General features: G+C 33.0%; 26 protein-coding genes. 13 read left to right on the top strand and 13 right to left on the bottom strand.

Annotated features, from left to right (window positions below):
- Window positions 1–24 precede the first annotated feature (24 nt).
- Genes BTR34_RS17900 through BTR34_RS17870 form a run of 7 tightly spaced genes read left to right on the top strand, consistent with a single transcriptional unit; the run spans window position 25 to window position 5767 of the window.
- Window positions 25–1146 carry an NAD(P)/FAD-dependent oxidoreductase gene (locus BTR34_RS17900; protein ID WP_068484730.1) on the top strand — a complete coding sequence of 374 codons (1122 nt, stop codon included), beginning with the start codon at window positions 25–27 and terminating at the stop codon, window positions 1144–1146.
- Window positions 1146–1853: a methyltransferase domain-containing protein gene (locus tag BTR34_RS17895; protein ID WP_068484731.1), complete on the top strand. Its 708-nt coding sequence runs from the start codon at window positions 1146–1148 to the stop codon at window positions 1851–1853. Before BTR34_RS17900 ends, BTR34_RS17895 begins: the two co-directional genes overlap by 1 nt.
- Before the next feature lie 23 nt (window positions 1854–1876).
- Window positions 1877–2932, top strand: a complete 1056-nt coding sequence (locus BTR34_RS17890; protein WP_068484732.1) for a type III polyketide synthase — start codon at window positions 1877–1879, stop codon at window positions 2930–2932.
- Between the two features lie 19 nt (window positions 2933–2951).
- Window positions 2952–3734, top strand: coding sequence for an SDR family oxidoreductase (locus tag BTR34_RS17885; protein ID WP_068484733.1), 783 nt, complete (start codon window positions 2952–2954; stop codon window positions 3732–3734).
- A 10-nt stretch (window positions 3735–3744) separates the two neighbouring features.
- Window positions 3745–4197 carry a 3-hydroxyacyl-ACP dehydratase FabZ family protein gene (locus BTR34_RS17880; protein WP_068484734.1) on the top strand — a complete coding sequence of 151 codons (453 nt, stop codon included), beginning with the start codon at window positions 3745–3747 and terminating at the stop codon, window positions 4195–4197.
- Complete coding sequence (locus tag BTR34_RS17875; RefSeq protein ID WP_068484735.1) at window positions 4190–5461, top strand: beta-ketoacyl-[acyl-carrier-protein] synthase family protein; 1272 nt, start codon at window positions 4190–4192, stop codon at window positions 5459–5461. Before BTR34_RS17880 ends, BTR34_RS17875 begins: the two co-directional genes overlap by 8 nt.
- A 51-nt stretch (window positions 5462–5512) precedes the next feature.
- A complete protein-coding gene (locus tag BTR34_RS17870; protein WP_068484736.1) occupies window positions 5513–5767 on the top strand; it encodes an acyl carrier protein in 255 nt (84 codons plus the stop codon).
- A 26-nt stretch (window positions 5768–5793) separates the two neighbouring features.
- Here the strand turns inward: BTR34_RS17870 and BTR34_RS17865 are convergent, their stop codons facing one another.
- Entirely contained in the window at window positions 5794–6732 is a 939-nt protein-coding gene (locus BTR34_RS17865) for a TerC family protein (protein ID WP_068484737.1), read from the bottom strand.
- Window positions 6733–7038: 306 nt separating this feature from the next.
- Between BTR34_RS17865 and BTR34_RS17860 the strand changes: the two genes are divergently transcribed.
- Complete coding sequence (locus BTR34_RS17860) at window positions 7039–7380, top strand: hypothetical protein (RefSeq protein ID WP_068484738.1); 342 nt, start codon at window positions 7039–7041, stop codon at window positions 7378–7380.
- Between the two features lie 17 nt (window positions 7381–7397).
- Here BTR34_RS17860 and BTR34_RS17855 read toward each other — a convergent pair whose 3' ends face one another.
- A complete protein-coding gene (locus BTR34_RS17855; RefSeq protein WP_068484739.1) occupies window positions 7398–7700 on the bottom strand; it encodes an HPF/RaiA family ribosome-associated protein in 303 nt (100 codons plus the stop codon).
- Window positions 7701–7931: 231 nt separating this feature from the next.
- Here BTR34_RS17855 and BTR34_RS17850 point away from each other — a divergent pair, with 231 nt between their 5' ends.
- The 5 genes from BTR34_RS17850 to BTR34_RS17830 all read left to right on the top strand — a co-directional run bounded on the left by BTR34_RS17850 (window position 7932) and on the right by BTR34_RS17830 (window position 11613).
- Complete coding sequence (locus BTR34_RS17850) at window positions 7932–8243, top strand: hypothetical protein (protein ID WP_068484740.1); 312 nt, start codon at window positions 7932–7934, stop codon at window positions 8241–8243.
- Window positions 8244–8476: 233 nt separating this feature from the next.
- Entirely contained in the window at window positions 8477–9010 is a 534-nt protein-coding gene (locus BTR34_RS17845; protein WP_068484741.1) for a DUF4251 domain-containing protein, read from the top strand.
- A gap of 330 nt (window positions 9011–9340) precedes the next feature.
- A complete protein-coding gene (locus BTR34_RS17840; RefSeq protein WP_068484742.1) occupies window positions 9341–9769 on the top strand; it encodes an FKBP-type peptidyl-prolyl cis-trans isomerase in 429 nt (142 codons plus the stop codon).
- Between the two features lie 93 nt (window positions 9770–9862).
- A complete protein-coding gene (locus BTR34_RS17835) occupies window positions 9863–10372 on the top strand; it encodes a TlpA family protein disulfide reductase (protein ID WP_157483838.1) in 510 nt (169 codons plus the stop codon).
- A complete protein-coding gene (locus BTR34_RS17830; protein ID WP_068484743.1) occupies window positions 10372–11613 on the top strand; it encodes a hypothetical protein in 1242 nt (413 codons plus the stop codon). Before BTR34_RS17835 ends, BTR34_RS17830 begins: the two co-directional genes overlap by 1 nt.
- On the opposite strand, the gene BTR34_RS17825 is transcribed toward BTR34_RS17830, so the two are convergent.
- The 11 genes from BTR34_RS17825 to BTR34_RS17775 all read right to left on the bottom strand — a co-directional run bounded on the left by BTR34_RS17825 (window position 11606) and on the right by BTR34_RS17775 (window position 25171).
- Window positions 11606–12073 carry an FKBP-type peptidyl-prolyl cis-trans isomerase gene (locus BTR34_RS17825; protein WP_068484744.1) on the bottom strand — a complete coding sequence of 156 codons (468 nt, stop codon included), beginning with the start codon at window positions 12071–12073 and terminating at the stop codon, window positions 11606–11608. The genes BTR34_RS17830 and BTR34_RS17825 overlap by 8 nt on opposite strands.
- A gap of 91 nt (window positions 12074–12164) precedes the next feature.
- Complete coding sequence (locus BTR34_RS17820; protein WP_157483840.1) at window positions 12165–12362, bottom strand: hypothetical protein; 198 nt, start codon at window positions 12360–12362, stop codon at window positions 12165–12167.
- A gap of 1040 nt (window positions 12363–13402) precedes the next feature.
- Window positions 13403–14152, bottom strand: a complete 750-nt coding sequence (locus BTR34_RS17815; RefSeq protein WP_068484745.1) for a hypothetical protein — start codon at window positions 14150–14152, stop codon at window positions 13403–13405.
- 2 nt (window positions 14153–14154) lie between these two features.
- Window positions 14155–14511: a hypothetical protein gene (locus tag BTR34_RS17810; protein WP_216628790.1), complete on the bottom strand. Its 357-nt coding sequence runs from the start codon at window positions 14509–14511 to the stop codon at window positions 14155–14157.
- Between the two features lie 112 nt (window positions 14512–14623).
- Window positions 14624–16672 carry a DUF3883 domain-containing protein gene (locus BTR34_RS17805; protein WP_068484747.1) on the bottom strand — a complete coding sequence of 683 codons (2049 nt, stop codon included), beginning with the start codon at window positions 16670–16672 and terminating at the stop codon, window positions 14624–14626.
- A 984-nt stretch (window positions 16673–17656) separates the two neighbouring features.
- On the bottom strand, window positions 17657–18262 hold the full coding sequence (locus tag BTR34_RS17800; RefSeq protein WP_068484748.1) for a hypothetical protein: 606 nt from the start codon (window positions 18260–18262) through the stop codon (window positions 17657–17659).
- Window positions 18262–18858, bottom strand: coding sequence for a response regulator (locus BTR34_RS17795; protein WP_068484749.1), 597 nt, complete (start codon window positions 18856–18858; stop codon window positions 18262–18264). Before BTR34_RS17795 ends, BTR34_RS17800 begins: the two co-directional genes overlap by 1 nt.
- A 6-nt stretch (window positions 18859–18864) precedes the next feature.
- Complete coding sequence (locus BTR34_RS17790) at window positions 18865–20988, bottom strand: sensor histidine kinase (protein ID WP_068484750.1); 2124 nt, start codon at window positions 20986–20988, stop codon at window positions 18865–18867.
- Window positions 20988–22097, bottom strand: a complete 1110-nt coding sequence (locus BTR34_RS17785) for a DNA cytosine methyltransferase (RefSeq protein WP_082960162.1) — start codon at window positions 22095–22097, stop codon at window positions 20988–20990. Before BTR34_RS17785 ends, BTR34_RS17790 begins: the two co-directional genes overlap by 1 nt.
- Before the next feature lie 6 nt (window positions 22098–22103).
- Window positions 22104–22322: a helix-turn-helix domain-containing protein gene (locus tag BTR34_RS17780; protein ID WP_068484751.1), complete on the bottom strand. Its 219-nt coding sequence runs from the start codon at window positions 22320–22322 to the stop codon at window positions 22104–22106.
- Between the two features lie 923 nt (window positions 22323–23245).
- Complete coding sequence (locus tag BTR34_RS17775; protein WP_068484752.1) at window positions 23246–25171, bottom strand: hypothetical protein; 1926 nt, start codon at window positions 25169–25171, stop codon at window positions 23246–23248.
- Window positions 25172–25187 lie beyond the last annotated feature (16 nt).

Below are 25187 nucleotides of genomic sequence, written 5' to 3'. Positions count from 1 at the left end.
TCTTTTTGATGTAACTTTCCAATAGTGAAAGAACACGATATTCTGATAATTGGTGGCGGTCTGGCCGGACTTACTGCAGCTATTCATTTAGCTATAGAAGGTAAGAACGTAGCTGTTTTTGAAATGAATGCTTACCCAAATCACAAAGTTTGTGGAGAATATATTTCTAAGGAAATAGAGCCATACTTAAATAGGCTAGGAGTAAAGCTGAATAGTTTTGGAGCAAAAAATATTTCTAAATTTCAAATTTCTACACCTAATGGTTATTTAGTTGAGACTACTTTGCCCCTTGGAGGTTTTGGTATAAGTAGATATGCTTTGGATGATTTGTTGTATAAACGAGCCAAGAAACTTGGGGTTGTTTTTTATTTTGAAAAAGTAATTAATGCCGTTTTTAAGAAGGATGCTTTTACCATTACTACAGCGTTACATACATATACCGCTAAAATTGTTATAGCAGCGTATGGCAAGCGCTCCATTTTAGACAAGAAAATGGAAAGAGCCTTTAGTCAAAATAAGAATTCATGGTTGGCAGTTAAAGCGCATTATCAATTAGACGAATTTTCTGAAGAGCTAGTTAGCTTGCATAATTTTGAAGGTGGTTATGGCGGACTTTCAAAAACGGAATCCGGCGCTGTTAACTTCTGCTATCTAGCTCATTACAATACGTTTAAAAAATATAAAGATGTTACAGCTTTCAATAAGGAAGTCGTCGCTAAAAACCCATATCTAAAATCATTTTTATCTAACGCAATTCCAAACTTTGCGCAACCATTGACTATTGCGCAAATTTCCTTTGATAAGAAAGATTCAGTTGTAAATCATATGCTAATGTGCGGTGACACCGCTGGGTTAATTCATCCTCTTTGTGGCAATGGAATGGCAATGGCCATACATAGCGCTAAAATTGCTTCAGAGCTAGTGGTGCGGTTTTTTAATGAACCTGATTATACCCGATACCAATTAGAGCTAGACTATAAAAAAAGCTGGAATAAAACATTTAGCAATAGGTTATGGTTTGGGAGAAAATTACAACGTATTTTAATGAATGAAAATATGGTTTCCATAGGTATTCGAACGGTAGGGAAATCGCAAAGGCTATTGAAATTTATTATAAATAAAACTCACGGAGAACTGATATCATAATGGTAGATTTTACACATAGAAGTTCTGAAATTGAGCTAATGGATTCCTTTTCTGGTACGACAAAAGAATTGGAAGTCATATTACAAGATATTAATAGGGTAAATAAGTTACTGGGAGGGTATAGTATTACTCTAAGGGCTGTATTTAAGTTGATTACGTTAAAAGATAAAGAATCGTATACGATTTTGGATATGGGCTGTGCGGAAGGTACCATGCTAAGAAAACTTGCTTTAGAAGGAAGAAAACGTAATGTGAAACTAAAATTGATAGGGGTAGACTTAAATAAGCAAAGTCTAGAATTAGCGAGATTATATTCAAAAGATTATCCAGAAATCACGTATTTAGAGGCCGATATATTGAAGGAAGATTTTTCTCAATGGAATATAGATGTGGTCATGACAACGTTAACCCTTCATCATTTTACAGATGATGGTGTGCTAAAATTTGTACACCAGTTTAATGCCCTAGCTTCATTAGGTGTAGTGATCAATGATTTAGACCGTAGCCCAATTGCCTATTATTTGTTTAAAGCGTTTAGTCTGTTCTTTATAAAAACAGAGATCGCAAAGAAAGACGGATTATTATCAATTAGGAGAGCATTTAAAAAGAAAGACTTAATCTATTATGCATCCAAAATAAATAATGCAACGCATCATATTGAGTGGAAATGGGCTTTTAGGTATTTGTGGGTATTAAAAAAGAAGTAGTAGATTGAAGACGAAGAACAACTATGAATCATACAAAAATTGTTAGTGTTACTAAGGAGTTGCCTAAATATTATAGGAATACCAAAGATATATTACCCTTGGTTGAACTCTGGTTGAGTGGGCAAGAAGAGCGATTTACCCGTAAAGTCATAAAGATTTTTGAAGGGGCTGCTGTAGACAAGCGTTATTCTATAATGCCACCAGAAGACGTATTTATGACTACCTCGTTTGAAGATAAGAATGCCATTTATGCAAGGGAAGCCAAGCGAATGGGAGCAAATGTGTTACGTAATGCCCTTGCAAAAAGTAATTGGAAAGCAGACACTATAGATTATATTATTACAGTGAGTTGTACGGGGATAATGATTCCTTCTTTAGATGCGTATTTAATTAATGATTTAGGATTGCGCCAAGATGTAGTGCGGCTTCCGGTAACTGAAATGGGATGTGCAGCTGGTGTATCGGGATTAATTTATGCACATAATTTCTTAAAATCTAACCCAGGTAAACGAATTGCCTTGGTTTCGGTAGAGAGTCCCACTGCAACTTTTCAGTTGAACGATTATTCGATGGCAAATATGGTGAGTGCAGCCATTTTTGGTGATGGTGCGGCCTGCGTACTTCTATCATCTGAGGAAGATGCTGTTGGCCCTAAAATAATTGGAGAAGAAATGTATCATTTTAAAGATGCTACTCAAATGATGGGTTTCGATTTAACGAATCACGGTTTAAAAATGATTTTAGATCCCGCTGTTCCAGAAACTATTTCTAACCATTTTGCAGATATAGTCCATCCTTTTTTAGAAAAACAGGGTAGTGATATTAACAACGTAGACCATTTAATATTTCATCCGGGAGGTAAAAAAATTGTACAGACGGTAGAGTCGTTATTTGGAGCTTTAGGAAAGAATATTGATGATACACGAGAAGTGCTTAGACTTTATGGTAATATGAGCAGTGCTACTGTTTTATACGTTTTAGAGCGATTTTTAGAAAAAGATATTCAAAAAGGGGAACAAGGACTCATTTTAAGTTTTGGGCCCGGTTTCTCTGCACAACGTGTATTGATAGAATGGTAGTTTAAGAAAATAATTGAAAATGGGAACGAATAATTGGGCGTTGATTTTAGGAGGTAGTAGCGGCTTAGGTTTAGCGACAGCCAAAAAATTAGCTAGGCACGGATATAATATTATAATCCTCCATAGAGATAGACGAGCTGATATGGATACTATTGATTCCTCTTTCAATGATATAAAAGCAATAGGAAAACAGCTTATAACATTGAATGTTGATGCATTAAATGCAGATAAACGGCCAGGTATAATCTCAGATATTAAAAAACAATTACCAGAAGGACATCAAATTAAAGTAATGGTACATAGTGTAGCAAAGGGAACTTTGAAACCGATGTATTCCGAAAATAAGTCCACACTTACCGATACTGATTTTAGAATCACCTTCGACGCTATGGCACTTAGTCTCTATGACTGGACAAAGGCTTTGATTAAAGCGGATTTATTTGCTGATGATACCCGAATTATTTCGTTTACCAGTGAAGGAAACACAAAAGCATTACCCAATTATGGGGCTGTCTCTGTGGCTAAAGTGGCGCTAGAAGCATTGACACGAAGTATAGCGTTAGAATTTGCGCCTATGGGAATAAAAGCGAATTGTATACAGGCAGGTATTACTTTGACTAAATCATTATCCATGATTCCAGGTTATGAACAAATTAAAGCAAATGCCTTAAGAAGGAATCCGAATAATAGACTAACAACACCAGAGGATGTTGCGAATGCGGTGTATTTATTAACAACAAATGATGCAGAGTGGATTACGGGAACGGTTATAAAAGTAGATGGTGGCGAAAGTTTAATTTAAAATTCAGCTAATGGAAAAGACGACATTTCAATGGATATTAAATAAATTACCTTATTCCAAACCTTTCCTGTTTGTGGATGATATTAGCCATGTGGACAGCACTGGAGCAGAAGGAACATGCGTGTTTAATGCTAATGCAGAATTCTATAAAGGTCATTTTGTGGATAATCCGGTTACGCCAGGGGTATTGCTAACGGAGTGTTGTGCACAAATAGGGCTTGTTTGTTTAGGGATTTATTTTTTAGGAGAAGAAAGTAAATTAGAAGACTTAAAAATAGGAATGAGTAGTTCCGAAATGGAGTTTTTGCTACCGGTATTTCCAGGAGAACAAGTTCGTGTGGTGTCGGAGCTTGTATACTTCCGATTTCAGAAACTAAAATGCACCGTAAGAATGTATAACAAGGAAGATAAACTGGTCTGCAAAGGTACACTTGCTGGCATGATGGGAAAAAGTAATGGGTAGACGAGTTGTTATAACAGGATTAGGAGTTTGTGCGCCAAATGGTGTAGGACTCACTAATTTCACCAAATCCTTATTAGATGGAAAAAGTGGAATTCGTCATCAGCCTATTTTAGAAAAATTGGGTTTTGGTTGTCAGGTAGCCGGTGAGCCATTGGTAAAAGACAAACTTATAGATAACTATTTTACGCCTCTTGAGAAAAGGGGATTAAACGCTACAGGAATCGTATACGGTGTTATTGCTGGTGTTGATGCATGGAAAGATGCAGGTTTGGAAAAGAATACATCAAACGAGCCCAGTTGGGACCGCGGAATTATTTTTGGAACAGGTATTTTAGGGGTTAATAAGTTTAGAGAAGCAATTCACTTAATTGATGAAGGTAATGTACGCAGACTGGGAAGTACCTCGGTTATACAAACCATGGCCAGTGGTATTAGTGCATATTTAGGCGGATTATTAGGCTGTGGAAATCAAGTAACCACCAATTCGGCAGCATGTACAACGGGTACTGAAGGTATTATAATGGCTTATGACCGAATTAGTCAAGGAAAAGCTGAAATTATTCTGACAGGCAGTTGTAGTGATAGTGGTCCGTATGTTTGGGGCGGATTTGATGCTATGCGAATTTTACCAAGGGGATATAATGATAATCCAACTAATGCAAGCAGACCAATGAGTGCTACGGCAAGCGGATTTATTCCAGGAAGTGGGGCAGGAGCTTTGGTTTTGGAATCCTTGGAAAGTGCACAACAACGAGGAGCTTATATTTATGCTGAAGTTTTAGGAGGAGAAATTAATAGTGGCGGACAATTAGGAGAAGGTTCTATGACAGCACCTAATAGTATAGCGGTACAACGTTGTATACGAAATGCAATCACCAACTCAGGTATAGAAGCTTCGGATATAGATGTGATAAATGGACATTTAACAGCAACCAGTAAAGATGCTCTGGAAATTGAAAATTGGAGTATAGCTCTAAATCGTTCTGGAAAAGATTTCCCTTATATTAACTCATTTAAGGGTTCGGTTGGCCATTGCTTGGCTGCTGCGGGTAGTATAGAAAGTGTGGCATCGATATTACAAGTAAAAGAAAAAGTGGTGTTTAAAAATGTGAATTGCGAGGATATACATCCAACTATTTCTGCACTTATTTCAGAATCATGTATTCCGATTAATACATTAAATTATAGTCCAAAGGTTATTGCTAAGGCAAGTTTCGGATTTGGAGATGTAAATGCGTGCGTACTATTCAAGGCTTTTAGCTAAAGTGAATAATTAAATTTAAAATTATACCTATTGGTATGTAAAATTAAAATTATGCATAACGAAGAGAAATATCAAAAATTAAAGGATATAATTAAAATCTACCTTCCCGAAGACGTCGTTGTTACTGCTATTGAACAGGATAGTCACTTAATGAACGATCTAAATATCAACTCTGCTAATTTAGTGGACATTGTGTTAGATGTAGAAGATGCTTTCGACATCCGTTTAGAAAATGAGGATATGGAACACATGCAAACTGTGAGTGATGCCATGGCAATTATCGATGCCAAGCTAGCCGAAAAGTAATATCCGAGACTACTTTATAATAGTAATTAATCTTTATCCTTAATTAAGGTTGAAGCTAATATACCTGCTACTAATGAAACTGAAATTACGGTTAGCGACACCCATTCTGGTAAATGTATGTAATGTGAGAATAACATTTTTAGTCCCACAAAAGCCAAAATAACTACCAAACTATAATTTATATACCTAAACTTCTCCAGCATTCTAGAAATTAAGAAATACATGGAACGCAAGCCTAGGATGGCTAAAATGTTAGATGTAAAAACAATAAATGGGTCTGCTGTAATTGCTAGAATAGCTGGTATGCTATCTAATGCAAAAAGAATATCGGTAAGTTCAATTACTATAAGCGCCACAAATAGGGGAGTAGCCGCATTTATTCCCATTCTCTTTACAAAAAAATCGTGCCCGTGCATCGTTGATGTTACGGGGTATATTTTCTTTATTTGTTTAAAGACAAACGAATTTTTAGGGTCAAAATCGTCATCATCACTTTTTAACATTTTAAATGCCGTGTATAATAAAAAGACACCGAATATGTAGATAATCCATTCAAATTTGGTGATAAGTGCAACACCAAAGAATATCATAATAGCTCTAAAAACAATTGCGCCCAAAATTCCCCAAAATAAAACGCGGTGTTGGTAAATAGGCGGAATTTTAAAAGATCCAAATATTACTGCGATAACAAAAACATTATCAACACTTAACGATAGTTCTATTAAATAACCTGTAATGTATTTAAGTACAGCGTTATTCGGAGTTAATCCGGTTGGGTTGGCTATAATTTCAGCGTCGAAAAGCCAATAAATTACACCACTAAAACTTAATGCTACCGTAACCCAAATTGCGGTCCAGATACCAGCTTCTTTAGACTTAATTACATGCTCATCCTTATGAAATACACCAAGGTCCAAGGCAAGGAAGATAAGTACAAAAGCAATAAAAACTATCCAGACTATCATATCGAAATTTTGAAGCCGCAAAGATATTAAATTTTCAACTTGTTGAATTTATTTTATTGAATTCTTTGACAATTGAAATACAGCTTTCTATCGGGGGCCTTATACACTTTCAAGGATATGAGAGGTTGTAAAAGTTGTGTGCTAATAACTTAATAAAAAGCGTAATTTTTGTAATAAACTCTTAAAATCGACACTTTGCCTTTAAGGGATAAACTGTAGTTTTATATCGATGATAAGTCAATAATTGCATAGTTTATAGAGGTTCAGAATTTTAGTATTACTTTTCTTTTAGAACAACTTATTAAAATGAAAAAAAGAACCTTTTTTGGAGGCATTTTCCTATGTCTAGCGATGGGATTACACATGACCTATGCACAAAATACAGTGCAACCGAAAATAAAAATGAAGCAACGTCTTCTTTTAAATCAATTTGAATCGGAGTATGTACTTACAGCTTCGGAACGCATGGCCTTAAAAGAAAGTAGAATAGCCTATCAGTACAAAACAAAAGAGCTACTTGACTCACTTGATATTTCTACTAAAAAAAGAAAGCGCTTAATTCAAGAATTAAAGCGCAATCCGTTTTCTGACAGAATTCAAGATGCTATTGCAAGCGAATTGAAGTCCGAAGATAATTTAGAAAATTAAAAGAGCAAAAATGCCGTTTATCTAGACTGCATCTTTGCTTTTCTTTTTTCTAATTGTCGTTGTAAATCTTCTACTGATGAAGCAATAGCGGCCTCAAAACTACCGGAAGATGATTGGGCAAACAGACGGGGGCCTGGAGCACTCAAGCGTATATTACATACCATACCGGTATCAGGAGATGAAGTATTCTCTTTTTTGAAAAAGACATCAGATCTAACTATAAAATCATACTTGTCCACTAACTTTTCTAATTTCTGGGCAGCCATGATTTCTAATCTATTGCTGGCTTTTACATCATCATATTCAAAATTGATATTCATAGGTTCAAAGTTTAGTTTAAGATACTCATTTCAGTTAATTTGAACAACTAAAAAAAACTTAAATAAAATCACTTTTAGTTTAAGGCCATCTAACCCTTTTGTTTCTAAATTGTTATCTAATGGGCTGTAAGTTTAAAGTTTAGTTAAACTACTACAAACATAGTTCAATTTACACCTTCTTCACGATATTTGAGTTAAATTTCCCACAATTCTATCTTTAAAATAATCGTTATGGAAAGCGAACAGAATAAATTAAGGTATCTAGGTAAATTAGAGCGTTGTTATAACATGCTTCAATATTTTAAAACTAGAATTGATTCTTATTTATATGAACCTTCTACAATAACCTTGTTTGAAACAAAAGCTTATTTAAAGGATAAAATAAAACAGTTGGTTGATGCAAATGAAAGCCTGCTAAATTACATGAAGATTACAGATGAGCTGTTGCCAGACCAATCTCGATCCGTTGACTTTCATATGAAGGAAACCGCTGAATTAGAAAGTAGTTTAATAGAATATACTTCTATGTTTAAAAACTCCTAATCAGCTGATAGCCATTTAGTGGCCTCATTAGTAAATGTTAATTCTAGATTCGATGCCAATTTCCGAAAAAAATGTCATCATTTAATTAAAGAATTGAACAGCTATTTTAAGTATAAGCAATTTTAAAAAAAGAGGTTTCGTACAAGCAGAAGATGAGAGGAAAGAGTTTAAATATTAGATCTCATGTTTTGGCATAGATTTCGCTTTTCGTTAGCTTATTAATTTAATAAACTATGAAGAAATTAATTTTATGTTTTTTGTTATTTAATATTATCTTGGGTTGTTCATCTACTAAAACTACAATAGCGGATAATCACCCTATTCATTCATTAGTTTCATCTAAGTCGTATCAATTTACTGCAGATTGGGCAAACCCAATGGTTACACAAAGTTTAACTGCAATTTCTAATTCGGGACTGATACCGCCTGGCAGCAACATATCTAGAATTAATTTGGCAGGAAACTCCAATTACCTTAAAATGGACGAAGATAGTATTTCGGCGATTTTGCCTTACTATGGTGAACGTCAATCTGGCGGCGGTTATGGAGCTTCCTCCGGTATCGAGTTTAATGGCATTCCAAAGGATTATCAACAAATTTTTGACATCAAAAGCAGTACATATAGTATAAACTTCACCATTAACAATTCTATAGAACAGTATTTTATAAGGATGACTATATTTCCAAATAAATCTACTACAGTGACAGTAAATTCAAATAACCGAAATTCTATTCGTTATGATGGGGAAATAGAAGAAATTAAGTAATACGTAAAGAAGTAATCCCAATTATATTGGACAAACACTTGCGTTTGGCCCCATAGGAAATCAAATGAAACTAAAACGCTGTATTATTGATCTAGACTAATATTTGGGAGCTAGTCGTTGTAATCATTTAAGGTAAGTTTGTTTCCTTCCATTTGCCTTCATTATATTTTATGCAAAAATGCACAACAGAGTAATCAATCTATATTTAAAAAGTATTGAATATCGTTAAAGGAACCTTAAAAAAGGAAGGTTTTGGCATATTCTTCGTTATTCGCTAATGAGAACAATACCTTTGCAGCTTAATTAAGTGAAATAGTAGAATTTAATAGTATGAGTAAAGTAAAAGAAGATTCGTTAGTACGTGTACATTACACAGGAAAATTAAGTGATGGACAAGTGTTTGATAGTTCGGTTAATAGAGAGCCTTTAGAAGTAAAATTGGGTCAAGGAGGTTTAATACCTGGTTTTGAGAAAGGTTTAATAGATATGGAACCAAATGAAAAAAAGACTATTGTAATCGCAAAAGAAGAAGCGTATGGTGAAAAGCAAAAAGAGCTTTTTCAAACAGTGCAAAAATCAGATTTGCCACAAGATATGGAGCCACAAGTAAATATGGCACTAATGGCAACAAATGCCGATGGTAGCGAAAGACAATTGCGTGTAGCTGAAGTAAATGAAAATGATATCGTTGTAGATGCCAACCACCCTTTGGCTGGTGAAGATTTAACCTTTGAATTAGAATTGGTTGAAATAAAGTAGAATTCAGAATTACATATATAAAAACCGCCTTAATAGGGCGGTTTTTTGTTTTATGGATATGGGTTAAAACTAGATTAAATTTTATATTTGAATATGCAATTAAGAATATTACTATTAACAACTTTGGCACTAATTACCTACAGCTGTAAGGAGGTGAAAGAAAATAAAATAATTACTACCCAACCTACTGCTAAAACTTCAAAAGAATTGGTAAAAGCAAGCTATGAAGATTTGGAGGGCAACCCAATAGAATTAAGCCAATATAAAGGCAAACGGGTGTTATTAAATTACTGGGCAACCTGGTGCAGACCCTGCATTGAAGAAATGCCCGATATGGAAAAAGCACAATTGGTCTTAGAACAAGAAAACTATATTTTTCTTTTTGCATCGGATCAATCAATTAAAAAGATAACAGATTTTAAAAATAAACGTGGATTTAACTTAAAATATATTAAGTATAATGGCATGTATGCTGAACAAGCGATAAGTGCTTTACCGGTAACCTTAATTTATAATGAAGTAGGGGAGCAAGTACATCGTTTTGATGGCGGATTAAAATGGGATAGCCCAGAAATGATTGAAAAACTAAGACAAGTAAAGTAATGCAGTTACCGTTTAAAATATGTCTACCATTTTTAGTACTAACACTTTTAGTGGGTTGTAAGGAGGAGGCTAAAAAACAACCTCAGAAGGAAGAAGTTAGTGTTATTGAAGAATTGAATTCACCGGCGCAAAGCTCAAGTTCACTACCACATTTAATGGCCAACAAAGATGTTACCTTACTGTCATGGGTAGAAACAGTAGGTGACACTATAGCTACTTTTAAATATGCCGAGTTAATTGAAGGTCAATGGCAACCCGCACAAGTCATTTTAAATGGTACCGATTGGTTTATTAATTGGGCCGATTATCCCATGATTTCAGAGAATAATGGAAATTTGTGGTCTCATGTACTTAAAAAGTCCACCAAGGGCACCTACTCTTATGATATTAAGATGAATGTAAAACCTAAAGGAGCTTCAGCATGGCAAACCAATTTAGTACTGCATACCGATGGGACGCCTACCGAACACGGATTTGTAAGCGTACAACCTTATAACGATGCTTTTTTTGTGAATTGGTTAGATGGGAGAAATACTGAAGAATATGAAGTAGGGGAGCGGGGAGCAATGACACTACGAGCAGGAATAGTATCGGCAAATGGTAAAATGTTAAAAGAATATGAGTTAGATGTAAAAACTTGTGATTGTTGCCAAACTACATCGGCGATTACTGATAACGGACCAGTAGTAATTTACCGAGACCGCTCTGATGAAGAAATTCGCGATATCTATATTGTTAGGCAGGTAAATGGAGAATGGACAACACCAAAAGCAATACATGAGGATAATTGGCAGATAAAAGGATGCCCGGTAAATGGTCCAAAAGTAGCGGTTTTAGGGAATAACTTAGCAGTAGCCTGGTTTACCGGAGCAGAAAATAAACAAAAGGTTCAATTGGCTTTTTCTACCGATGGTGGTGATGTTTTTAAAGAGCCTATTTTAATAGCAAAAGGTACTATAATGGGAAGGGTAGATGTACTTTGGGTAGATGAAGATTCTGCCGTTGTTAGTTGGATGGAAGCCGATGATAAAATAGCAGTTTTTAAAGCCATGATGGTTTTTACCGATGGTACAATATCTCAGAAACAAGTAATTACAACAATGTCCGATTCCCGTAAATCAGGATTTCCTCAAATGGAAATAGTCGAGGAGACCTTATATTTTGCTTGGACCGAAGAAATAAAAACCGTAACAAAAGTGCGTACTGCTAAGATGTCGGTAGAAGATTTTTCTTTTAATTAACTGATAAAAGACTAATATCAAAAACCAATACAGAACCACCTGGTATAGTACTGTAATCAAAACTGCCATAACCTAAATGTGCAGGTATTAATAATATGCCATTACCACCTTCATTAAATAATGGAATTCCTTCTGTCCAACCAGTTATCACTTGGTTAAGACCAATAGATAAGCCTTCTGTGCTTTCGTCAAAAACGGTCCCATCTAAGAAATACCCTTTGTATGCAACAGTTACATTAGAAGAAGCAGATGGTTTTTCACCATCACCTTGATTTTCAATTATATAGTGTAAACCATTAGAAGTCTTTAATGAAACCAAATTATTTGCAGTCAAGTACGTATTTATTTGGTCTTCATTAATCGCTGAATAATCGAAAGGCTCTTGAAGTGGAGCTCTATCTTCAGAAGAATTACAAGAAATGGAGAGTGTTACAAGAAACAGGACAGCAATATATTTCATTTGTTTTTTTTTGCAAAGATAAGTTTTGCTTTAAAGCTAGTTGTTATTTTAAGTAGTATTTAGCCTAGACAAGAATTGATTGGCCAGTGAACTACTGTATAAAAGTGTTTACGGAGAATTTAATGCTACAGTGCTTATATAAGTATTTTTGAAACTTAACAGCTTGTACTTGTGAATCAAAAATAACAGCTTCAGTAATGCTGTTCGCTAAAACTAAATGTCCTATAAGATATTCCACGTAATAGGTGTTATCTTCAGAAAGGAGTACAAAATTTTGGTCTGTAGTCAAAATGGTTATTTTACGGTACTAAAATAATCAATTTATTTATGTGATCCTAATTTTTTTGATTACGCCTTAAAAGTGAGTTTTTTTGAATTATTCTGTGGATGATTTAAAAAGTCGGCGAGACGATGCAGGTGGACTTATAAGTTATAATTTGGAATCTTATAAAGGGAATAAATAATGTTAGTGTTATAGTTTCTAGGAAGATGTCTAAATTTTCTATTTTACATAATATAAATTATAGTACAGATTGGTATATCTAGAATTGAGACCAGATGTATAGCTGTAGGCTATAATTCTATTATGTAAAATATCCCTCACGTTTATAGCTTTTAAGAGAATCACCAACAGGGTCATCAACCTTTCTAATTTACGTAGCTTGAATATTTCCACAAAGAAAAAACTTTTTAGAAAATTTCAAATTCTTAGAAACCCAAGCGAGAAACCTTTCGGCTGTATCTATAATTAGTCGTTATGTAAAATAGCCGCTACCAAGCGCTCGATTGCTTTTTAAATTATAAAATGCTGAAAAACGCATTTTAAATTTAAACACAATTTGCCATCGCTTGCCAACGCCATTTAAAAGCTAGCCTTTTAGGTTTGTTCCAAATTCGTGTATTCGAGGATATGTGTGCAAGATTTTTTTCTACGACATTCTCGTCAGCTTGCCGCAACAGCTAAAATTTTCTCTGCGAGCAAAATTCTTAGCCCTTGCTAACCTCTCGTCTTGTTTGAAGTTTTTCTTTAGGTGCTTCTAACATTATATAAAATAGACTTTCAACATCGTAACCAGTAATCGTTTCTTTTATCTTTTTTTCTTGATAAAAAAAGAAACAAAAAAATCAAGGCTTACAGATAATTTTAGAAACAATGTACGGGTCGGTCGCTGAATTTTAGGATCCATTGTAACTCTTAAGACCGCTTTAAGGTAAAAAACCAATATAGCAGTCAACAATTATTGTAACCAGCCCCCTAAAATTCTTAACGCTCCTCTCCCCTATTGTTTGGCCAAAATTCTCTTAGGCCGGTAAAACACAATTAAATTATCAAAACCATTTGTCCATAAAATGTTCTTTTTCAAAGATAACTTTGCGAGAAAATTTGTACTCACTAAACTTTTCTCTTTTTTCGTACAGCTCAATAAGTTTAATAACCTGATTCAAAATTTTAATTAAATCAGAAACTTTTACACTTAATTCTTTAGAATTTTTAGGTGTATGATGCACAGCCTTATTCCTATAACTAAATAGGTGTTTGATATAATCAAGCTTAATAGAATTAGCTTCTATTTCGGGTCTACAGATAAAGATTATAATATTAAGGATTTTGCCTTCTGACAACTGATTATAAATGAAATTATCGATATTTCCAGTATGATTTAGAAATAGTAAATGCCTATTAGTCAGCACTTCAATGAAAAGGGCCAAGTTTACAATATGCCCTAATATTTGTATGTTCTCTATGATGTGAGATTTTGGAATTTTTTTTCTCTCACTTTGTAGTTTTATGTTAACTTCATGAGCGTTTAATATTTTGTTTAAGGTTTCTACAGTTAAAAAATGTATTATCCTTTTTTCACTTCTTAAAAAATCTATTGAACCTACAGGTATGTTTGCTTCTTCAATAAGTTTTTTGTCTTCATCATTAAATTTTACATCCTTTAATTGTTCAATAATAACCAGCTTCTTTAAATCTTCAGTCAATATGTCATTTACGTATTTAAAAGATTCCTCCAGATAAAAATTTGCCGCTTTTGTAAGTTTTTCAAAGCTGTCTATTTTAAATCTATTTTCCATATTTATACCTCTTGAACTGTACCATCATTTTGTATGGAAATAAAATATTCTGCCTCATCGTCATCAGGTAATTGAAAAAGAATGGAACCAACTGCTTTAATTTTAGGTAGTAATTCTTTAAAATCAAAACGTTGTAATTTATGTTTTTTTCCAAATTCAGAAACTCTATAAAGATGACGTTCCTTAAATATTGGAAATTTAAAACCATCTTGATCTACTAAAAGAAGAAAATCAATACTTGAGTGCAGAGCTACTGGTTCTTTGGTAATATTTATTACTTCAATTCCTAACATATAAAGTTTTGAATTTTCGTCTAATCCATCAATTTCTTCTGGATCATCAACTTCTTTGAGATTCAAAATTTTAAAAGAATCTACTTTTATTCGAAATTGATAAGTGTTATAACCATACTTATGTTCACAATGTAACCATGCACCACTATTTATTGCTTCTTTTATTGGCACCATATCTTTAAAATAATATTTCGTTTATTTCTCTTAACTCGTTGTCATATTCACCACAAAACCAAGACCACCGCTCACATTTCTTTTCAAAAGAAAGCGTTTTGATAGGGTTTGGCACAAACTTAATTTGGAAATCATCATTATTTACTACTAAAGCGATGTAGTACTCAGCGCCGTAATTATGCGCACTCGAATACTCATTGTTGGATATCTTAAAGGGTTCAACAAATGAGTTGACACTTTTAACCTCAATGTAAATTCTCTTACCACTATTCAGCATTAGCTCTAAATCATACCCCAAATTGGCTTCCGTTACATCTTTAACGGATAATGCCACATTGAGAGACTTGAGATATTCTTGTGCATTTTTCTCAGCACTTCGCCACTTTTTAATTGCAGGTTCTGTCTTAAAATTTGAGCTGTATGTTGCACCTGTACTTTGAAAGATATTATTAGCACTTTCGTTATTTACAACACTTTTTACTGGAAGTATTTCGGGGGTAATATCCAATTTTTTAAGAAACAAGTTCAAGTCGGCGGTATCAACATTGTTTTTGAGATAGCTTTTAAATTCATTGTCCAATTCACTAGCACTTTTGACATACTCTGCCTTAAAAACATCATTATTACAAGGGAATATTTTTAATGTTTTCAATTGGGCAATTTTATCGGCATCTAAATCGTAGCGATATTGTTTGATTATTTTCTCGAAAATCTGGGCACAACCAATAATGGAAATCTTTGAATTATTTATGCTAGAAATAATATCATCAAGGTTTAACGTTTTTGTATTTATTGCTTTAAGGAAAGTAAACAATTCGGGATAAGTGGTAATTAGAGTTTTATTTATGGAAACCAAGCCCTCTGAGCATAATCTCTCATAATCCTCAAAGTTTAGCCATTCAGGCTTTAAACGAACAGACGAAAAGCTCTCACCTATTCCATTATTTGATAAGATTTTCGAATTTTCAAGACCTGCCTCGATACCCTTGAATAACAATACTTTAAATTGACTTGATTCGATTACATGAATATTAACAAATGGGGTTAAGAAACCTTCACGAGTCAGGTCTCCTCCCAATATTGAAGTAATCGCTTTAACAATTATGGAAACTGCATTTTGGAAAGATTTTTTGGATTGACTGTCAAAGTCAATTGTTTTTCTTGAAGGGTCGGTTGAAAAATCACCATTTATTTTTATAAATGCTCCTGAAAACTCTTTTGTTGGTGTAAATGAATGGATCACAGACTCATCTGGCCGTGCAGGTATTATTACGTTTCCTTCCTTTTTAAATGCAACCAAATCCACTTCATTGGCTGCTTCAGAAACTACCTCCCACTCATCTATAGATTCAGCCTCGCTAATTCTCACAAATCGACGTGTATCAACTTTTTTATGTTCGACCATGATATCCCTATGAATATTCTTGTGGTCGATTAAGACTTTTCTAATATTCTTTAAGAATAGTAAAGAACTTCGGTCAATATTTGATAATTCTTCTTCTGAAATTTCCTCAATTACATCCTGAAAAACAAATACTGTTTCGTATTTATACTTTTCTTTCAATTCTAATGCCTGCTTATGAATTGGATTGGAAGTATCTGTTGGGTGTGGTATGCGAATTAAGGGAACATCTAAATCTTTTTTAAGTGCTAATTGAGTTTTCTCTCTATTAAAGGTAAAACAGAAATCTCCACTAAATACAGTTACTTTATTTGCTATGTTCACAACTGATTTAAAGCCAATACCCCTGTATCCTATTGTAGTGCCACCTCTTTGTTTATTTGAAGAACCGCTTCTGCACAACGATTCAACATCATTTATGGTAAACGGCCTGCCGTTATTACCTACTATAAAACCACCAACAATGTCATGGATTCCAAAAAGTGAAGATTCAGCATCATCAGCATTTTGGATTAGTTCAATCAACGCCCTAGTTTTGTAGCTTTCTGCAATATACTGTTCAACTTTCGCCAAATCCTTAAATAATTTAGGGGCAGATTGTGCTTCTTGAAGAAACTCTTGCCTTAATAACTCAAGTAATTGTGCGTTCATAATTTAACTAATATTTTACTCCGTTGGTATTCGTTTCTATAATAACCAAATATAAGTTTTTAGGCTTGAAACACTTTAACGATAATTGAAAGGATTTAACGAATAACCATTAGAACACTTTGCCCATTCCACACACATTTCACTCCTCTCCTAACGTCGTTACGTAAAAAGAGTGTTCCATTACCTTATAGAGAAAGTTTTTAGAAAGAAAAAAATAAAAGAAGATGGTAACAACTTTCGCTTTTAATCAAAGCTCAAGTTACATAACGCGGAACATTATAGTACAAATGTATTTTTTTGTATTTATAGAGGTTTATCCATTTGATAGCTATAATGTAGTATTATGTAAAATATCCCAGAATCATTCATTTTCATAAGAATAATGGGAACTTGGGTCATTAAACTAATAAGCGGTTTGCTTCGCAGCGTTTAAAAACATTTGTATCTATAATTAGCCGTTATGTAAAATAGCCGCTACCAAGCGCTCGATTGTTTTATAAAATCAAATTGCTCTGGCAATTTATTTTACACACAATTATCCAACGCTTGCCAACGCCAAAATAAAAGCTAACCTTTTTGCTCTTATTAAAAATCGCGTATTTAATAAAATGTACGTAATAAAAAATTTTAGATGATTCTCGTAAGCTTACCACAAGAGCATAAATTTTAAGAAAAATAAAATTCTATGCACTTGTTATATATAGAACTTCAATTAACCTTTTTTCGTGTTTCATTATCTTTTGTCTTGAAACAAAAGAAACAAAAATTCAAGGCTGCATAAACTTTTGGAAACAATTAACGGTTCATTCGCTATATTTTAGGAAACATTGGAACTCATTAACATTGCTATGAAATCCCCTGAGTAATTGAAAATATTAAGAAACTGTATTGCTAAACCCCTAAAATATGCACGCTCATTTCTCCTATTGTTTTGACCAAAATTTTATGAGGCCGAGTTTAACATCGAAATTCTATTTTACATAATTAATTCAAATCTGCTATAGATATATTATTTCCTTTTTGAACTAATCCATTTCTATTTGCAACTAACATAGCTGCTCCAAATATATCGTTCTCATAGTTATCAATATGCTCATTATATTTTGATTTCATCAATGGTATTATATCATCAGTAGATATATTTGTAAAAAATAGTTTCATACCATAATTAGCACACTCAATGTAAGGATTCATATTAAAACCCCAAACTTCAAATTTGTCTTTATAACCTATATAGCTTAAAGTTCCATTATTAATTAATTCATCTCCGAGAACTTTTCCTGTATGACAAGAACAAGTGTAAAAAAGTGTGTTTTTAAATTTATCTATATTAATTTTTGTTGATATGTATGGAATGTTTCCATTTTTCACTAACTCATTTTCTCCTCCGTGTGAATATGCTAATAAAATAAATTTTTCTAAAGGTTCTGTAATAATAGCAACTGCAACTTCATTTATTTTAGAGCTGTCATAATATGAAATATTTAATGATGAGTCATTTAAAAATATGTTCAAATCCTCATAGCACAGGTTAAAAAATAATCCCAAAGTTTCGTCTTGATTATCAAAAAGACCAATTATATCAACCATTATAAATTCTCTTTTTTACGCAATAATAAGTCGATGGTTAGTGAATTTAGCTTACTTGAAAATTCTTTGCCAATTGGTGTTTGAAGTCTGATTTCTTTTAATATTTCGTTTAAGGTATATGATTCCCCAGATGATGTGAAATAAATAGGTTTGTCTTTATCAGATTCATTACTAATTATCCAATCTTCAATTGTATTATCGAGACTATTTTTCAAGTTATTAAATGCTTTATCAACTATTTGCATAGCTTCTTCTAAAGAACAATCTTTACTTAAGAAACCAAAAGCTCTATTATTAATAAAATCACTAAATTCTTCATTAGTTTGATTTATACCGCTCCAAAGGATAACAGGAATCAAAGTCGAGCTGTTATAAATCTCTTTTAATAGGTCGTGACCATCCAATTTATCATCCTTAGAAAACTCAATATCTAATAATACAATCAAATTTATATCTAGATTATTTTTGATAAAATCCAGTCCCTCTTGTGGGTTAGAATAAAACTTAACATTTTTAAATTTATCTTCTAATGTAAATAATAAGGGATGCTCTTCAATCTCCTTATTATCATCTATTATTACAAAGGTTACTTCCATTAAGAATTATTTTTTAAAAGGTAATGTGATTTTAAATGTTGCACCAGTTGGACGAAATTCATTGTCTATTACTTCAATATTTCCTTGCATAGCTTCCACCCTAGTCTTAACCATATACAGTCCCATTCCTGCACCACCTTCCTCAGCTGTGTCAGTATAAAAAATATCAAAAATTCTATGTTTATCTTTCTCTTTTATTCCTATTCCATTATCTGAAAAAAGTATGGTCACTTCGTCGCTTGATGTTAAACTGCTACATTTTATTATTTTTTCATTGTTATTTTTTAAAGCTTTGATTGAGTTAGAAATCAAGTTATCAAAAATATCTTCTATTGCTTTTCTATTGTAATTAAGAATTAGATTATCCTTAATTTCTACAATTGTTCTAATACCTTCTTCATTAAGCCTATCAACATAAATATTATCAAACAGATTAACTATTAATTCTTTTAGGTTAATTTCTTCAAGTTCAGTGTCAGATTTAGCATATTTAAGCATAAAATCCACACCTTTTCTTAATTTCAGCATTTCCTTATAAATGCTTTTTGAAATACTTATAAATCTATCCTCTAAATTCGGATTAGGATAATTGTTATAAAAGTATTCTGCTCCTGTTAATATATGACCTAAAGTGTGTTTTGTCATATGTGAAAACATTGCAGCATAGGTTTGCAATGAAACCAAACTCATAAACAAGTTTTCCTGCTGTTTGCTTTCTTTTTCTAACTTAGAATAGTCATTTATACTCTTTGTAACACTACCTTGAATCTTACCTAAATTAGCTTCTATACTTCTTAGTTTTTCCTGCACTTTTGGTGACGCCTCTTTTTTTACAGATGCAATCTCTCTTTTAAGAATTTTCAAATCTTGATTAGCAGCACCTAAGCCAGACTTAGTTTTAGTTCTCTCTACATTTTTTGCATTTTTGAAAAAAGATTCTAATTGAACAATTTGTTCAATTATAAACCTCCTCAATTCCTCCCAAGCTTCATTTTCAACAAAACCTTGTCTGTTAGTAGATTCAACAATATCAGGGTTATTTTCATCAGTTATTTCGACATAGCCAAGTAAATCTCTAGTACTTAGTCTTTCAAAAAAACCTGACCATCTTCTTTTGTCAATACCTAAAATGTCCTTTTGTTTATTTCTGTCTGCTACATATTCGGCAAAAGGCGTAGTAATGATGCCATCTCTATATATTTTTATACCATCAATTTCTGAATTGAAGTGTTTCTTATATTTACTTTTTGCAGCTTGGTCAAAATAGTAAAGTGTAAGTTTCAAAAAGCCACAGGGTCTTTCGGGAACTTTTATTTTATTAAGGCTTCCCTTCTTATATTGTAAAATTTCTTGAACTCCTTCCTTTTTATCAAATGTTAATTCAATCTTTTTTGAAGCAAAATCAATTAACTGTGTTTTTACTTTAACATTATTAAAATCCTTATAAGGGGACTTTATGGTAATATTAAAGGGATAAGCATTTGTTTTACTTGGATTAGGAGGAACTAATTTAGAGAGTTCTTTAAATGCTCTGTTAATGTCATTTTCAGTCCAAATTTCATTTACTTGAGAAATTTCTAATGTTGTTCCTTGAACTTCTTTATCTCCATTATCATACCAATATTTATTTTCAACATCGGTAAAAAAAGGCTTTTCATCTTCAAAATTTAATTTTAATTGAGAATCCTCTAGTTTAGAATAATAAGACCAATCAGTCTCAAGACATAAAAGTTCGGCGCTATTCTTTTTTTGTGTTCTAAGGACTAATTTGTCTCCAAGTTTATCAACAGCAAATCTACCTATGCCTTTTTTTCCTGCAACTTTTCTTTTATGTGGTGCTGGAGATAATCGCTCGCGTCTTTTACTACTAGTTCCGATAACCATCCATTTGTTTTTAATATCGGAAAATTGCATTCCTATACCGTCGTCCTTAATAATTATCTTTGAATTTGGAGTTAAAGGATTGATATCAATAAATTCTACAGTAACATTTTCAGCATTTGCATCGTAAGCATTTTTGACTAGTTCAAACAATGCAGTTATTCTGTCAGTTATGAGTTCTCTTCCTATAAGTCGGTAAGCACTAACATCAAAGTTAAATTTGATTGATTTTTCCTTTTTTAATGACATTAGCTCATTTCATTAATTTGTTCAAATAATGCCTTTGCTAGCAACGGAGGAACAGCATTCCCGATTTGCTGTTGCATATACATCAAGGTTCCTTCAAAAATAAAATTATCAGGAAAGCTTTGTAACCTAGCTGCTTCTCTAACTGATAAACCTCTATTCTCAAAAGGATGTATTAGCATATTTTTTCTATAATTAGAAATCACTACAGATGGTTTTTTAGAGTCTAGTCGTTTATAAATTCCTGAATGACAATTATTTTTATCAGAATAGTTTTTCATTAAATCGTCAGGAATTGCTTTCCAATTTTGACCTTGTTTAATATGCTTATACCTTTCTAAAACATAATCTCTATTTCTAGATACATAATTTTGGAAAGAGAAATTTGAATTTTCTCTCATTTTATCAGCAAATTCATTATTTGCTAATCGAGAATAAGGTAACGAATCTATAAAATCTCCATTTTGTAAATTTGGTAAATCCAAAATGGCATCTGCGACAGTATATTTATTGATTGATGCTTCTGGAAATCTAAACTTTATTCCATTTTTATTTCCAACCATAAAAAATCGCTTTCTATCTTGAGGAACTCCATAATCTGAGGCAGTTAATACATCAAAATTTACAGTATATCCAAGATTTTCAAGTCGTTTTTTTAGCACTTTTACAACTTTCCCTTTTTGGAAACTTCTAAAACCTTCTACATTTTCAAAAACACACCATTCAGGTTCTAACTCTTCAATAAACCTTAAGAACTCTTCAAATAAGCTATTTTTTTCATTACGTGTATTTCGCGTAACTGTATTTGATAAAGAAAATCCTTGACAAGGCGGACCGCCAAACAAAACAAATGGGTTTTTAGAAATCAGTTTAGTTGGATTGACTTTTCTAATATCCTCTACAATTACTCTAGATGACTTATGGTTATTACTAAAAGTATCTGCTGCATACTTATCATTTTCAACAGCAAAAGAAATATTTATGCCAGCCATTTCAGCACCAAGGCTCATACCTCCTGCTCCACTAAAAATGTCACAACCAAGTGTTGATGTAATTATAGCTTGATTGATATTTAATTCAACTGGTATTTCATTATTTATTAATGTGCTCATTTACTTTTAAAGTTTTACAAGCTTTAAATCTTTACATATTTCTTTCATTACTTCACTAGGGTCTACATCTAATGCTAAAGCAATAAGATAAAGTTCATCAACTTTCAACTTTGTTTTTTTATTATTAGATAACTCACTTAATCTAGTTTTACTTAGCCCAGTTTTTCTAGCAACATCTGAACGATTTACTGATTTTCTTGACAAATACAAACCTAATTCAGTCATTTTTATCTGTTTTTAAGACTATAAATTTATAAGATAAGAAATATCTATCCGATTTTCTAAACTTCAAATTTAAATATTGTCCGAATATATGAACATTTGTTCTGACTATTGAATATTTTGGTTAGATTTTCCATTCCACACACATCACGCTTCCCTCCTACGTCGTCGCATAATAAGTGTTCCATTAGCATTGTAGAAGAAACTTTTAGAATAAATTTTTTCAAGAAACAGTAGTAACAACTTTCGCTTTTAACCAAAGCTCAAGTTACATAACGCAGAACATTATAGAACAAAACCAGCACATTGTAGCTTATAGGGAAAATCGCGTTTGTTAGCTATAATGATATTATGTAAAATATCCCTGACGCTCTGAGAATTGGTTAAAACTCACAACAGGGTCAGGAAACTTTTTTAAGCGGTGTCTGCGACACGACATAAATATAGAAGATAAAGAATCTTTTATATTTTGTGCGAGTTGATGCGGCAGGCATTTGTTCCATAATTTGTCGTTATGTCAAATTGCCGCTAGCCAATCGCTCGATTGATTTTTAAATTCTAAATTGCTGAAAAACGCATTTTAAATTTAAACACAATTTGCCAACGCTTGCCAATGCCAAAAAAAGCAAAACTTTTAGATTCTTTCGAAATTTGTGATTTATGAGAAACTGTCCGTCAATAAATTTTTCACAACATTCTCGTCAGCTTGCCGCAACAGCACAAAATTTAAGAAAAATAAATTTCTGTGCACTTGCTACCTCTTGTCTTTGATTGAAGCTTTTCTTTAGGTGCCTCTAATATTATATAAAATAGACTTTCAACATTGTAACCGGTAACCGTAATGTTTATCTTTTTTTCTTGATAAAAAAAGAACACGGCTGAGTGTTAAGACGCTTAAAAAGTGCGTTTAAATTTTTAAAATAATACTATGGATTTGAAGGTACTCTGTTGCAAAAATCACCAATACCATCAACATAAGAAACTTCCCATGTACCTGAGCACCTTTCTAAACAATGAACATTCACTACACGCACATTTCCTGTCCAAGTGCCCGACATAGTACCATTAGATTTTTCCGTAATTGTAAAACTTATATTCTGCAGAGTAGCACCTCCTGGAATTCCCCAATCATCAGGCGCGTAATGATTAATATTTACGTTGAAATCTTCATTATTATTTATTTCAGCAGTATAACAGCTTATCCATGTACTTGTAGAGCTTCCTCCGATAGTATAACGCATTCTAAAGTTGTTTTCTGATTGTATTTCAGAATCTGTAAATTCAATATTGCTTGAACTACCCCATGAACTACCGAATAGAGCTCTGCTACATGATTGGCAGCCTCCTGTACCACAATCTGCGTCATAATCTAATTCACCATCATTGTCGCGATCATCTTGACAAGGTTCTAAGCCAACTCTATTATCCATAATCATTCTGCCAGCCCAATAACCTGTATTAGTATCCACTTCTAAGTTTATATTAAGGGCTGTTTCAGTTCTAAAATCTCCGTCATTATAAATCAAATTTGCTGTGAATTGTTTTGGCTCATTGCTCTGAGAAGTGAATTTTAATTGTAAAGTGTTGCCATCCAATGCAACTATACTGACCTCAATTTCTTCGGGATGGTTTTCAACAAAGAAGTTTTCAAGTGCTACTGTTATAATTTCTTCTGTGGCCGATTCTGGAAGCCCACTTGTCTCCTGAATACGGTTGTCTCCCAAGCCAAAAAAAGAACCGACCACATTTAACAATTGGTCTATTTTACTCTTTAACTCGTTATGTTTCCTATCCGTCTCATTAATTTCCTTAACTGCATCAGCAATTCTTGCATCGGGATGGTTCTCATCATCTCTAATTATTTTGCGGCCCTTAGAATTTACGGTGAAGTTTGTTGGAATATCATTTGTGAAATTTAAATCTTGACTTTTAGAGTATGTAGAACTTGATTTTCCTGAAATAGATTCTAACAGGTTTTCTATAGGAATGAAAATCCTATTAATTATTCTTTCCCTTATTCTTATTACATCCCAAAGCTTATATACCCCGTAGGCACCTGCTAAAACAGCAATTACTTTGGTTATTACTGGCTCAGGTGTTAGCAAGACAGCTGTTACTGTTCCTATAATTGCAACCAATTTAATTTTTGCAATGACTAATTTTTTAGCATCAGCATCGAGTGCTTCGAAATCAAAAATCGACTTTGAACTAGTTTTACCTGTTGTTTCATCAAGCACAAACGTAATTTCATTCGCAATTAACAATTTAGACAATTGTTGTTTCTCATCGCTTGTCAAATTTTCAAATGCCTGTTGGGCAACATTATAAAATTCATTGCCCTGACCTATTAGTGTTCGTTCTTCATCTAAAATGTCTGGATTTTCTAGAGCAGAGTTTGCCTCGTCTCTAGAGTCGTTAAGGGGGTTGAATAATTCTTGGTTTAAAAACTCTTCTACATTTTCTACATCTTCTATTTGCGAAAGTTTGAAGTCTAATTTCCCTTTCTTATTACCAATGTCGATAATAAAATTATAATTTCCACTCTGGATATCTGGAACCATGAATGAAAGCGAGTTATTCTCGCTTAATGTCACAGTAATTTCTTCTGAACCAAATGAAGCTTGATATGTGTTTTGACTTAATTGAATATCATTTGGAATTCCAAGCTCGATGATTTGAAATGAACTTATATCCGTGCTTTCAATGGAAATATCAAAACTTCCTTCTTCCGATACAACGTCATCGTCCATTCCGATAGGGGTATCATCTGTCATTACACCACCATTGTCGTCACTGCCACCGCAGGCTATTATGAAAAATACAAGCGTGAAATAGTAGATTAGTTTTTTCATGAGGTTGTCATTTAGT

This window comes from Maribacter hydrothermalis, assembly GCF_001913155.1.
In the GTDB taxonomy this organism is placed as follows: domain Bacteria; phylum Bacteroidota; class Bacteroidia; order Flavobacteriales; family Flavobacteriaceae; genus Maribacter; species Maribacter hydrothermalis.
This window is presented reverse-complemented; position numbering and strand designations above follow the sequence as displayed.